The organism is Aurantimonas litoralis, from assembly GCF_026153195.1.
Taxonomy (GTDB): Bacteria; Pseudomonadota; Alphaproteobacteria; order Rhizobiales; family Rhizobiaceae; genus Aurantimonas; species Aurantimonas coralicida.
Window position 1 is genome coordinate 320,604 of the sequence record NZ_JAPFBM010000001.1, and the last position, 12,380, is coordinate 332,983.

General features: G+C 68.4%; 13 protein-coding genes. 6 read left to right on the forward strand and 7 right to left on the reverse strand.

All coding sequences use genetic code 11. The features are described 5' to 3' along the window. Nucleotides 1-39: 39 nt before the first annotated feature. The 5 genes from N7I30_RS01605 to N7I30_RS01625 all read left to right on the forward strand — a co-directional run bounded on the left by N7I30_RS01605 (nucleotide 40) and on the right by N7I30_RS01625 (nucleotide 5,172). Complete coding sequence (locus N7I30_RS01605) at nucleotides 40-741, forward strand: GntR family transcriptional regulator (RefSeq protein WP_498636218.1); 702 nt, start codon at nucleotides 40-42, stop codon at nucleotides 739-741. Nucleotides 742-919: 178 nt separating this feature from the next. After that, nucleotides 920-2,110 (forward strand): CaiB/BaiF CoA transferase family protein, encoded by a 1,191-nt coding sequence (locus N7I30_RS01610; RefSeq protein ID WP_188075651.1) that lies wholly within the window; start codon nucleotides 920-922, stop codon nucleotides 2,108-2,110. Nucleotides 2,111-2,291: 181 nt separating this feature from the next. After that, on the forward strand, nucleotides 2,292-3,590 hold the full coding sequence (locus tag N7I30_RS01615) for a TRAP transporter large permease (RefSeq protein WP_498636220.1): 1,299 nt from the start codon (nucleotides 2,292-2,294) through the stop codon (nucleotides 3,588-3,590). A gap of 23 nt (nucleotides 3,591-3,613) precedes the next feature. Then, a complete protein-coding gene (locus N7I30_RS01620) occupies nucleotides 3,614-4,654 on the forward strand; it encodes a TRAP transporter substrate-binding protein (RefSeq protein ID WP_187390810.1) in 1,041 nt (346 codons plus the stop codon). 11 nt (nucleotides 4,655-4,665) lie between these two features. Continuing rightward, complete coding sequence (locus tag N7I30_RS01625; protein ID WP_187390876.1) at nucleotides 4,666-5,172, forward strand: TRAP transporter small permease; 507 nt, start codon at nucleotides 4,666-4,668, stop codon at nucleotides 5,170-5,172. Between the two features lie 43 nt (nucleotides 5,173-5,215). Here N7I30_RS01625 and N7I30_RS01630 read toward each other — a convergent pair whose 3' ends face one another. From N7I30_RS01630 to N7I30_RS01655, 6 genes are all read right to left on the reverse strand, one after another. Then, entirely contained in the window at nucleotides 5,216-6,322 is a 1,107-nt protein-coding gene (locus tag N7I30_RS01630; protein ID WP_498636223.1) for a DSD1 family PLP-dependent enzyme, read from the reverse strand. Between the two features lie 70 nt (nucleotides 6,323-6,392). Next, nucleotides 6,393-7,448, reverse strand: a complete 1,056-nt coding sequence (locus tag N7I30_RS01635; protein ID WP_498636225.1) for an L-idonate 5-dehydrogenase — start codon at nucleotides 7,446-7,448, stop codon at nucleotides 6,393-6,395. 22 nt (nucleotides 7,449-7,470) lie between these two features. Continuing rightward, nucleotides 7,471-8,241: an SDR family oxidoreductase gene (locus N7I30_RS01640; protein ID WP_024350260.1), complete on the reverse strand. Its 771-nt coding sequence runs from the start codon at nucleotides 8,239-8,241 to the stop codon at nucleotides 7,471-7,473. Between the two features lie 13 nt (nucleotides 8,242-8,254). Further along, nucleotides 8,255-9,454, reverse strand: a complete 1,200-nt coding sequence (locus tag N7I30_RS01645) for a mandelate racemase/muconate lactonizing enzyme family protein (RefSeq protein ID WP_498636227.1) — start codon at nucleotides 9,452-9,454, stop codon at nucleotides 8,255-8,257. A 100-nt stretch (nucleotides 9,455-9,554) separates the two neighbouring features. Continuing rightward, nucleotides 9,555-9,977: an aconitase X swivel domain-containing protein gene (locus N7I30_RS01650; protein WP_498636229.1), complete on the reverse strand. Its 423-nt coding sequence runs from the start codon at nucleotides 9,975-9,977 to the stop codon at nucleotides 9,555-9,557. Continuing rightward, complete coding sequence (locus tag N7I30_RS01655; protein WP_498636231.1) at nucleotides 9,974-11,230, reverse strand: aconitase X; 1,257 nt, start codon at nucleotides 11,228-11,230, stop codon at nucleotides 9,974-9,976. The genes N7I30_RS01650 and N7I30_RS01655 overlap by 4 nt, the downstream gene beginning before the upstream one ends. 174 nt (nucleotides 11,231-11,404) lie before the next feature. Between N7I30_RS01655 and N7I30_RS01660 the strand changes: the two genes are divergently transcribed. Further along, entirely contained in the window at nucleotides 11,405-11,668 is a 264-nt protein-coding gene (locus tag N7I30_RS01660) for a DUF2312 domain-containing protein (RefSeq protein ID WP_024350256.1), read from the forward strand. 87 nt (nucleotides 11,669-11,755) lie between these two features. Here N7I30_RS01660 and N7I30_RS01665 read toward each other — a convergent pair whose 3' ends face one another. Continuing rightward, entirely contained in the window at nucleotides 11,756-12,154 is a 399-nt protein-coding gene (locus tag N7I30_RS01665; protein ID WP_370193465.1) for a (R)-mandelonitrile lyase, read from the reverse strand. Nucleotides 12,155-12,380: the final 226 nt, after the last annotated feature.

Consider the following 12,380-nt stretch of genomic DNA (forward strand, 5'->3'; position numbering starts at 1 on the left):
ATTGTATCCAATCACGCCCATGGAGCCTCGGGACCGGCCATGACCGGAAGTCGCCATCGCAATGCCAAGCAGCGGACCGTCGACCGTGTCTATGAGGACGTGCGGGCTGACATCATCCGCGGCCAGCATCCGCCCGGATCGCGGCTGACCGAGGAAATGCTGGCCGAGCGCTACGAGGTGAGCCGCACCCCGGTCCGCGCCGCCCTGCACAAGCTCGCCAGCGACGGCTTCGTCGACATGATCCCGCGGATCGGGGCGCTGATCAAAACCCGCTCGCAGGCCGAACTCGCCGAGATCTACGGCGTCCGCGCCCTGCTCGAAGGCACGGCCGCAGGCCTTGCAGCGACCCGGCGCAGCGAAGCCGACCTTGTCCGGCTGACGCATCTGGCCGAGGAAATGGAGCGAATCGTCGCCGATCGCGGCCAGATCGAGCGGCTTTCCCGGCTCAACCAGGAGTTCCACCAGGTGATCGCCGCGGCAAGCGGTAACAGCACGCTGGAGGAAGCGGCCCTCCGCCTGATGGGGATCGGCCTCCTGATCCACACCTATGGCAGTTTCCGCAGCCCGGACATCCGGCGTTCCCTCGCCGAGCACCGCGTCCTCATCGACGCGCTGACCGCCGGCGACAGCGACTGGGCCACCGCGGTGATGCGCTCGCACATGCTGGCAACCCGCACGGCCCTGACGACAGCACGCGATACGGCCATGGGAGCCCCCGAAACATCGCCACCGGCGCGCTAGCCGGTCCCCGGCCGAACGCGCCGCTTTCCGGCTCGTAGGGCCGCGCCGGCCGCGTCCTGGGTGCAGTGCAAGATTGACGCATTGGATACAATAGCGATAGCGTGCCGGCGCAAGCTCGGTTCGGGCTGGCGACGGTCGCGGTGGGACGCGGCCGTGGAGGACATGCACGGGAGGATCGATGAAAGCGCTAGACGGAATCCGTGTGCTCGAAATGGGCCAGCTCATCGCCGGTCCCTTCTGCGGGCAGCTGCTGGCGGATTTCGGCGCCGAGGTCGTGAAGATCGAGCCGCCGCGCGTCGGCGACGCCATGCGCCAGTGGGGCCGCACCGATGCCGAGGGCCATCCGCTGTGGTGGCCGGTGATCGCACGCAACAAGAAGTCGTTGACGCTGGACCTGCGCAAGCCGGAAGCGCAGGAGCTGGTCCGCGAGCTCGTCGCGTCGACCGACATCATCGTCGAGAATTTCCGCGCCGGACGCATGGAGGCCTGGGGCCTCGACTACGAGACGCTGAAGGCGATCAATCCGCGCCTGATCATGGTCCGCATCACCGGCTTCGGCCAGACCGGCCCCTACAGCAACCGCGCGGGCTTTGCCGCGGTCTGCGAGGCGATGGGCGGCATGCGCTACATCGGCGGCTATCCCGACCGCCCGCCGGTGCGCATCGGCCTGTCGATCGGTGACACGCTGGCCGGCCAGAGCGGCTTCCAGGGCGCGCTCCTGGCGCTGCAGCACCGCCATGTCACCGGTGAAGGCCAGATGGTCGACGCCTCGATCTACGAGGCCGTCCTGTCGGTGATGGAAAGCGTCGTCACCGAATACGACCGCGGCGGCCATGTGCGCGAGCGCTCCGGCAGCTTCCTGCCGGGCATCGCGCCGTCCAACGCCTATCCCACCAAGGACGGCGACACGATCATCATCGGCGCCAATCAGGACAGCCTGTTCCGGCGGCTGACGGCCCTGATGGGCCAGCCGGAGCTCGCCGACGACGCGCGTTTCGCCAATCACCAGGCGCGCGGCCGCAACCAGGCGGAGATCGACGCGATCATCGGCGAATGGACGCAGACGCAGGAAGCGCATCCGCTGGTCGAGCTGCTCGCCGAGGCCGGCGTCCCGGCCGGTCTGACCTATCGCGCCCACGACATGCTGGAGGACCCGCACTTCATCGCGCGGGAATCGATCGTGCGGGTCGAGGACGAGACGCTGGGGGCGACCGCCATGCAGAACGTCTTCCCGCGCCTTTCCGCCTCGCCCGGCGCCGTCGAGCGGACCGGGCCGAAGCTCGGCGAACATACCCGGCCCGTGCTGCGCGAATGGCTGGACTACGACGACGCGCGGATCGATGCGCTGGAAGCTGCCGAAATCATCTAGGGAACGCGACCGGACGCGCGACGCGGCAGGGAGCCGGGCGTCGCGCGAACCGGCCAGTGGGAGGAATGTCATTGCCACTCGAAATGCGGATGCGCGCGACGAAGGCTGATGCCGGCCGCCGGTCGGCCCCTGGTGCAGAGCGCACGCGGCGGCACGCCGCGCATGGCATGGTGGCGCCGCGATGATCGAGCCCATCATCGTCGTCGTCATCCTTCTGGCGATGATCGCCATCGGGGCGCCGATCTTTCTCGCGCTGGGCGCTGCCGGCCTCACTGGCCTCTACATGGCGCGCGGGTCGATGGCCTTCTTCTTCGGCCCGACCTCGCTGTTCGGCCAGCTCAACAGCTTCGAATTGCTGGCGCTGCCGCTCTTCGTGCTGATGGGCAATTTCCTTGCGGCGACGCCCGTCGGCAAGAACCTCTTCCACGCCGCCGTGGTCTGGCTGCAATGGCTGCGCGGCGGACTGGCGATTGCCACCGTCGGCGCCTCGGCGGTCTTCGGTGCGGTCTCCGGCGTCTCCATCGCCGGCGTCGCGGCGGTCGGCTCCATCGCCGTGCCGGAAATGCTGGCGCGCGGCTACAGCCGCTCGATCGCCGCCGGCAGCGTCGTCAGCGCCGGGGCGCTGGCCATGCTGATCCCGCCCAGCGTGCCGCTGATCATCTACGGCGCGGTCTCAGGCGTCTCGGTGGCCGACCTGTTCATCGGCGGCATCGTGCCAGGCGTGGCCCTCGCCCTGGCGTTGTCGGTCTATCTCTACTTCCGGGTGCTGCTCAATCCGGCGGAAGCGCCGCGCCAGGCCCATGTCGAATACAGCTGGGGCGACCGCCTGCGCGCCATCGGCGGCATCTGGCACGCCATCCTGCTGATCGCCGTCGTCCTCGGCACGATCTACACGGGTGTCGCCACTCCCTCGGAGGCCGCGGCCTTCGGTGCCGTCGGCGCCTTCCTGATCGCCGCCGTCATCTTCCGCAGTGTCGATGTCCGCGGCACGATGAGGGTGCTGGGCTCCAGCGCCCGCATCTCCGGCGCGATCCTGCTGATCATGGGCTGCGCCCGGATCTTCGGCGACTATCTCAATCTCGTGCGGGTGCCCGACGCGATCACCGGTCTTCTGATCGGCACCGAGCTGCCGCCGGAGGTCATCCTCGTCCTGATCATGCTGGCCCTTGTCGGCCTCGGCATGCTGGTCGATGCGGTATCGCTGATCGTCGTCACCACGCCTATCCTGCTGCCACTGATCACCACCCTCGGCTACGACCCGCTGTGGTTCGGCATCATCCTGGTGATGAATTTGGAGATCGCGGTCGTCACGCCGCCGGTCGGCCTCAACCTCTACACGCTCAAGGCGGTGGCCCCGATGCTGAAGATCGAGGAGATCGTCCGCAGCGTGGTGCCCTTCGTCATGGTGCAGTTCGTGATGCTCATCATCTTCGTGCTGTTCCCCGCCATCAGCCTCTGGCTGCCCAATCTCATGCGTTGAGTTTCATCAAGGGAGGAAAAGACATGACCATTGACAGACGCAGGCTCATCACCACCACGGGCGCCGTCGCGCTGGCTTCGGCACTGGGCCTTGGCACCACAAGGCAGGCCGCCGCGGCCCAGAAGCTGACGGGCGTCACCTACCTGCCGCCGTCCTACGCGGATCTCGCCTATGGCTCGCAGGGCCTGGTCGACCGGATCAACGAGAAGGCCGGCGAGACCGTCGCCATCGACTTCTACGATTCCGGCCGCCTGCTGTCGGCCGACGAGCAGCTGCCGGCGCTGCGGTCGGGCACCATCGACTTCATGTTCCACACCACGTCCTACGTCACCCGTTCGCTGCCGATCCTCGGCATCACCGGGCTGCCGGGCGTCGTCGGCGATCTCGCCCGCAATCCCGACCGGCTGAAGCGCGGCTCGCCGCTGTTCCAGCTCATCCAGGACGAGCTGAAGAAGAACGGCCTCACCGTCCTCAGCCTCGGCGGCGGCATCATGGAGCCGGAATACATCTGGAGCACCAAGGACGCGCCGATCCGCAATCTCGACGACATCGAAGGCAAGAAGATCCGCGTCGTCTCCTTCGAGGCGACCAAGGCGATCGAGGATCTGGGCGGCGCTTCGGTGCGCATCCCCTCCTCCGAGCTCTATCTCGCCCTGCAGCGCGGCACGGTCGACGCGGCTGTCGCCAACATCTCGACGATCAACGGCCGCAGCATCCAGGAGCAGGTCGGCCACGTCTACCGCATGCCGCTCACCGGCTTCGCCATCGGCGTGTTCGTCCAGACCGATCGCTGGGAAGCGATGGACCAGGCGGTGCGCGACGCCTTCATGGACGGCGTCGAATGGTTCGACACCCACAGTGCCAAGGTCGCCAACACCGACTATTTCGAGCAGAAGTACTGGCCGGCCTTCCGCGAGCTCGGCATCGAGGAAATCGAGCCCGACGAGGCAGCCGTGGAGCGCTTCAACGAGATCAGCGCCAATGTCCGCGAGAGCTGGGTCTCCGAGGTCGGTGAAGAGGTCGGCCGCCGCGCCATTGCGCTCGCCCACGGCGAAGACGCGTAAGGGGAACCATCATGCTCGCCGTTCCGGTCAGGCTGTTCGAACATTTCGCCAGGCTTCTGCAGGTCCTGGGCCAGGTCGTGCTCGCCTTCATGGCGCTGACGATCACCTATGACGCAACGATGCGCTACATCTTCGCGGCGCCGACCTCCTGGAGCCTGGAGATCAACGCCTTCCTGGTCGTCTATCTGGCGGTCATGACGGCGGCGGACGTGCAGCGGCGCGGCGAGCATATCGGCATCACGCTCCTGCCTGACAGTATGGGCGACAACGGGCGGCGCGTGCTGTCCGCCATCGTCGGCATCGTCGGTTGCGTGTTCTGCGCGATCATCACCTGGCGCGGCGGCCTCATGGCCTACGACGCCTGGGCCTATGGCGAACGCGTCTCGAGCGGCTTCGGCACGCCGATGTGGCTGCCCTACGGCATGCTGCCGATCGGCTTCGGCGCGCTCGGCCTGCAGTTCCTGATCAACACCCTGCAGGGCCCGCCGCCCCGCTCGGACGTGATCCACCACGTCTGAGCCCGAGTTTCCTGAGCGGCGGCGGTCTCCGGATCGTCGCCGCTCAGGCCATCATGCCACGCGCGGCGACCGGCCAGACGGCCTCCACCCAGCCGTCCCGCACCCCGACATACCAGTCGTAGCGATCGACCGTCGGGTCGCAATGCCCCGGCACCAGCCGCAGGCGCTCGCCCACCGACAGTTTCGTGCCCGCCGCACAGGCCAGTTGGCCATGCTCGTCCGACGCGCCGGCATAGGTCACGCCGGGCCGTTCGTGGACCAGCGGCAGCCCGCTTTCGATGGCGATGCCCTTGTGGCCGCAATCCACCACCGCGACACCGTCGCGCGCCGCGCTCATCACGGTCGCCGCGACGAACAGCGACTGGCGAAAGTCCGGCGCCGGGCGGTTGCGGCCGTAATCAGCATCCATGAAGGCGTAGGAGCCGGCCTGCAATTCGGTGAAGACGCCGCTTGCCGCCTCCAGCTCGAAGGTGCCGGTGCCAGCCCCGGTCACCGCCGGGCAGGCGATCCCCTTCGCGGCAAGACCGTCGACGACCGCCCGGGCGGTATCGGCCACCGAAGCGATGGCGGCGCGGCGCGCATCGAGGTCGCGCAGATGCTGGGCGCCGCCGTGATAGGCCTGCAACCCGCCGAAGATCAGTGCGTGACTGCCTGCGATACGCTCGGCCAGGGCGATGGCGGCGGCCGGCGAGCCGACCCCGGCGCGGTTGGCGCCGACATGGATCTCGACCAGAACGGTCAGCCGGCAACTCGCCGCTTCGGCGGCGGCCTCGATGAGGTCCACCACGCCCGCATCGTCGGCGCAGAGCGCGATGTTCGTCATCTTCGACAGCGCCGCGACGCGCGCCAGCTTGCGCGGCGCGACGATCTCGTTGGTGATGAGAATGTCGGGAACGCCCGCCCAGGCGAGGATCTCGGCCTCGCCGACCTTCTGCACGCATTGCCCGACGGCGCCGCGCTGGGCCTGCCAATGCGCGATGACCGGTGATTTATGGGTCTTGGCGTGGGGCCGCAGGCGGATGCCGGCCCTGGCAGCGAAGGCCGCCATGCGGTCGAGATTGTGTTCCAGCGCGTCGAGGTCGACGAGGAGCGCCGGGGTGTCGACCTCCTCCTCGGCCATGCCCGGCTCGGCCGGCGGATTCTGCAGCATGCGCGGCGGTCCGTTCCTGTCATCGTCAGACGCCGGAAAGGCCGGCGTGCCTTTCCGGTATTGTCGACGCTCAGGTCGCGGCGGTCCAGTCCGTCAGGTCGAGCTGCACCTTCATCGCCCGGCTGCGGTCGCTGGCCAGATCGAAAGCCTCCACCGCCCGGCCCGCCGGCATCCGGTGGCTGATCAGGGGCGCCAGATCGACGAGCTGGCGCGAGACGAGATCCGCGGCCAGCGCGAATTCCGTGTCGAAACGGAAGGAGCCGACCATCTCGATCTCCTTGGCCACCAGCGAGGCGAGCGGGAACTCGACCGGGCCGCCATTGCCGACCGCGACCAGCCGGCCGCGCGGCCGGACGCATTCGACGGCGGTCGTGACGGCGGCCGGGTTGCCCGAACATTCGAAGACCACGTCGATGCGGCCCTTGTCCGCCTTCAGCGCGTCGAGCCCGCCGCGGTCGCCGCCGAGATCGATCACCGTGTCGGCGCCGAGCTTGCGGGCGGTCTCCAGCGGTTCGCCGACGACGTCGCATGCGGTGATGTGCGCCGCCCCGGCGCGGCGCGCCGCGGCCACCGCGAGGCAGCCGATCGGGCCGCAGCCGGAGACCAGCACGCTGGCGCCGAGCAGCGGACCGGCCTGACGCGCGGCGTGCAGGCAGACGGCGAAGGGCTCGGCCAGCGCGGCCAGCCCCGTATCGGTCGCCGCGCCCACCGGCACGGCCTGTGCCGCCGGCACCACCAGCACTTCGCGGAACATGCCCTCGACATGCGGGAAGCGCATGGCGCTGCCGCTGAACACCATGTCGAGACAGTGATTGCGCATGTCCCGGCGGCAGTATTCGCAGTTCTCGCAGGGCCGCGACGGATTGATCGCGACCCGGTCGCCGATGGCGAGGCCGGAGACGCCGGCGCCCAGTTCCTCAACGATGCCCGAGGCTTCGTGCCCGAGGATCATCGGCTCCTTGATGCGGATCGTGCCGAAGCCGCCGTGGTGGTAGTAATGCAGGTCGGAACCGCAGATGCCGCCCGACTGGACGCGCAGCCGCACCTCGCCCGCCCCCGGCGCGCCCGGATCGGGGCGCTCCTCGATGCGGAGGTCGTGGGGGCCGTGTGCAACGATCGCTTTCATGGTGTCTCCAGCTTTCGCGGTCTTAGAGGACCGACAGCATGCCGCCGTCGACATAGATGATCTGGCCGTTGACGTAGTCGGAGGCCGAGGACGCCAGGAAGATCGCCGTGCCGACGAGTTCCTCCGGCTGGCCCCAGCGCCCGGCCGGCGTGCGGCTCTTCACCCAGTTGTCGAAATCCTTGTTGGCGACCAGCGCCTCGTTCATGTCGGTCAGCATGTAGCCGGGTCCGATGGCATTGGCCTGGATGCCGGACGCGGCCCATTCGGCGGCCATGCCCTGGGTCAGGAGCTTGATGCCGCCCTTGGCGACCGTATACGGGATCACCGTCGCGCGGGCGAGCGCGCTGGTCAGCGAGCCGATATTGATGATCTTGCCGCGGCCGCGCGGGACCATGCGACGGGCGGCCTCGCGGCCGATCAGGAAGGCGCTGGTGAGATTGGTGTCGATCACCCGCTGCCAGTCGGCCAGGGCCAGTTCGAGCATCGGCTGGCGATGCTGGATGCCGGCATTGTTGATGACGATGTCGATCTCCAGGCCCTCGGCGTCGAACTTCTCGAAGGCGGCGACCACGGCGGCTTCGCCGGTGACGTCGAAGATCGCCTCGTGGACGGTGTGGCCGGCGTCGCGCAGTTCCTTGGCGGCGGCAGCAACCGTCTCAGCATTGCGCCCGTTGAGGATCACGACCGCGCCGGCCTCGGCCAGCCCCTGCGCCATCGCCTTGCCGAGGCCCCGCGAGGAGCCGGTGATCAGCGCCGTGCGGCCGGTCAGGTCGAAGGATGCGGTTTCGGTCATGGTGTCTTCCCCTCTAGATTTCACTGATGCGGCGCATGAGATCGGTGCGCTCGAACACGTCGGATTTCAGCTCGACGCCGAGGCCCGGCCCCTCCATCGGGTAGACGTAGCCACCCTCGATTCTCGGCACCGCGGTCACGAGTTGCGTATACCAGCCGCGATAGAAGGCCCTAACGGATTCCTGGATCAGCGTGTTGGGCTGGCTGAATGACATGTGGACGGCGGCGGCGAAGCCGACCGGCCCGATGCAGTCATGCGGCGCGAAAGGCCGGTGCCAGGTCTCGGCGAGCGCCGCGATCTTGCGGCCCTCGGTGAGGCCGCCGGACCAGCACAGATCGACCATCGCCACCGAGAGGGCATCGCGGTCGAGCATGTCCTTGTAGGGCCAGCGCGAGCCGAGGGTCTCGGAGGCGCAGACCCAGACGTCGGTCGAGCGGGCATATTCGGCGAGCGCCTGCGGCGAGTTCATGCGGATCGGGTCCTCGTACCACATCGGCTTGTAGGGCTCGAGTTCCTTGGCGATCATCTTGGCGGCCGGCAGGTTCCACAGCGAGTGGAACTCGACCATGATGTCGATCCTGTCGCCGACGGCCTTGCGGATCTTCTCGAAGGGTTCGAGGCCGCGCCGCATCTGCTCGGCGGTGAGGTAAAGGCCGCCGGTCTCGTTGGCGATCGGGTCGAAGGGCCAGATCTTCATGGCGTCGATGCCGTTGTCGAGGAGGTCCTCGGCCAGCGCGCCGGCATCGGTCATGAAGGCGTCGAGGTCCTCGTAGGGACCGGAGGTCTCGCCGAGATTCCAGTTCGACACGGGTCGGATGTTGCTCGAGCTGACATAGCGGGTGCCGGCGCAGGTGTTGTAGATGCGCAGACGGTCGCGGCACAGGCCGCCCAGCATCTGGTGGACCGGCTGGTCGCAGAGCTTACCGAAGATGTCCCACAGCGCGATGTCGATCGCCGAGGCGGCGCGGTACTCGACGCCGGTCGAGGATTGCGCCATCGGCAGATTGACCATCTCCTTCGACAGCGCCTCGATATGCAGCGGATTGCGGCCGATCAGGCGCCCGGCCAGCGTGTCGTGGATATGGGCCGCGACGGCACCGGCGCCGTAGAAGGTCTCGCCGAGCCCGATGATCCCCGCATCGGTGTGGACGCGCACCCAGAGGACATTGGCGAATTCCTCGGTCCGCAGCGTCTCGATGGCGGTGATCTTCATGCCGGCAGGTTCCCCCTTTGCGATTCCCCTCGCAAATCCCCGGCTCTTCTTCGTCGGGATGGACGGCCGCGGTCAAGGCATGCGCCTGTTGCGAAGCGTGTCACGCCGAGCGGATCGCGACGGTGCCGTCACCGGCATCGGCGCTGGCGTCGATCGCCACCTCATCGCCGTCGCTAATGCCGGCGATGTCGCAGACCACGATGGGGCAGTCCCGGCCGTAGAGCGAAGCGGCGACCATCGCGCCGACGGTGAGGATCGGATCGGCGCGCGCCAGAAGCACGCCAAGCGGCCCGGTGCCGCGCCGGATGGATTCGGCGAAGACGGAAGCGGAGGACGACGAGCCGCGACCGCTCGGCATGACCAGGATGCGCCCGGTGACGCTGGCACCGAGCGAAGGGTGCGAATGATCGATGATGGTGCCGGTCTCCACGTCGATCCCGCCCCAGAAGCTCAGCGGTTCGGCGAGAACCAGTGCCGTCCCTTCCGCGCGGCCGGCGACGACGATCGTCCCCGTGCGCGTCATGTCCGCGTCCTCACGACCTTGCCACTGGCGGCGGAGAGGATGCAGTCCTCCAGCGAGCCGAAGCCGACCGAGACGCCTATATTGCCGGGTGCGTAATGCGCCCATTTGCCGGAATTGGTCATCACCGCCCCGTCCATGTCGCGCAGGATCGCGGTGACATAGGTGCAGGTGTCGACGACCGGAACGAGGCCGGAGCCCTCTAGTCCCGCCAGCGCCGCGTCGCGGCGCAGCCCGTCCAGGGTCGCGCGGCTGGTATTGACGTAGATCGGCAGGCCGCGGTCCGGCCGGATTTCGCGCAAGAGCGGCAGCAGCCGGTTCCATTCGCCGCGCGAGAAATGCGGCGTGCCGAGACAGACCGCGTCGATCGGCGCGCCCTCCGGCACGGTGGAGAGGCGGGCGAGAACGGCATCGACGGAGGCCGGCGTGATCGCAACGATGCGGTCCGGCTCGTGGCCACCGAAGGCGTCCGACAGCGTCGGGGCTTCCGGCGTGATGCCGACCGCGTGGAACAGGCCGACCGCACCGGCGGAGGCGGCGGCGGCACCAAGAGCCTTCAGCTGATCCTCGTCACGCGGCGGCGGCAGGCCCTCGACCACCGGCACCTGCTCGCCGGAGGCTGCGCCGATGATCAGCCCGACCGCCACATAGAGGGCATCGTCGGGCGTGAGCGACGGCGCGAATCCCTCCAGGCGAAACAGCACCCGTCCGCGGCGGTGCTCGTCCAGATGCAGGCCATAGGCCGGGGCCCGGCCGGTGATCGCGCAGCACAGATCGATGAAGTCGCCATAGCGGTTGGTGCGCGCGCCGATCACCGAATTGGCGAAGACGATGGCGTTGGATTCACCCCAGGCCACCTGCTCGCCGAAGCGCGGCCGGAACAACGTCTGGTAGGGCGCGCAGGTGAAGGAGGCCTGGCAGCCGAGCGCCTCGTGGGCCTGCATGAGCCGGCGCCGGGGCTGCCGCTCGCCGGCGTCGAGGCGCACGAGATCGGGATGGATGAGGTCGAGCGAGCCGACATTGAGGGTGGTCGGAACTCTCACGCGGCCGCCCCCGGCCAGCAGCCGCTCGACGAAATCGAGGCTGACGGCGCCGTGATAGAGGCAGCCATCGACATGGGCGCCGGCGATGTCGAGCAATACCTCGGCGCCCACCGACCGGGCGAAGCCGGTCAAGATCTGCATGGCGAAAGCCGCGGCGACGCCCGCCTCGCCATTCAGCAGTGCGCGGTCATGGTCGGTGAGGTGCAGAGTCATCGCGCACCGCCTTGCAAAACATGAACCGTGGGGGCGGCGCATCCGACCCGCCGGCCCTTGCCAACACAGCGCTTCGCCCGTCGTCCACAGCTCAGTCGCGCGGGATCGCCAGAGTTAAGGATCCGGTTACCGACCCCGTCGATATTGCGGCTCCGGATTCGCGAAGGAGAAACCATGAGTGACACGGCCATGATTGCGGGCGGACAGATCCGTTCGTTCGTCGAGCGCATCGAGCAGATCGAGAGCGAGATCCAGGATCTCAACGACGGCAAGAAGGAAGTCTTCGCCGAGGCCAAGGGCGAGGGTTTCGACGTCAAGGTGATCCGCGAGATCATCAAGCTGCGCAAGCAGGACAAGGACGAGCGGGACGAGCACGAGACGCTGCTCGACCTCTACATGCGGGCGATGGAAGAAGCCCCGTCCGCCGTCGCCGCCTGAGCCGGCCAGACCCGATCATCGCAGACGGCGCCACATCTGGGGCGCCGTTTTGCGTTCCAGGGCCGGCGCGCGGCACCGGCGCCGCCCTCACGCGGCGGCATAGTCCAGGTCGCTGACATGCTCCAGCCAGTCGATGGCGACGCCGTCGAGCGCCTCCTGGATCGAGACATGGGTCATCATCGTGTCGGGACCGGCGCCGTGCCAGTGCTTCTCGCCCGGCGGGATCCAGATCACGTCGCCGGCGCGGATCGTCTCGATCGGCCCGCCCTCGGTCTGGAACCGCCCGGCCCCCGCCGTCACATAGAGCGTCTGACCCAGCGGATGGGTGTGCCAGGCGGTGCGGGCGCCCGGCTCGAAGGTTACGAGGTTGGAGCGCACGCGTGCCGGCTCCGGCGCCTCGATGATGGGGTCCTGCCAGACCGTGCCGGTGAAATAGCTGGCCGGCCCGCGCCGTGTCGGGACCGATCCCCCGCGCCTGATGTCCATGGTCGTCTCCTCCTCGCAGGATCGTCCGGTGCCCCGCGCCGGCCGCACCATGACACCGCCCGCGGCCCGATGCCAGCCGTCCCGCGCGCCGCGAAGGCACGGCGCCGGCACGCGGCGAAACCCCATCGCAGCACGGCAATCCCGGACGCTGCATATGCGAACGATACCGGCAACCTTATCGCAACTGTATGTCCCTACGCTGGGTGTTTTCGTCGTGGCGACGCAT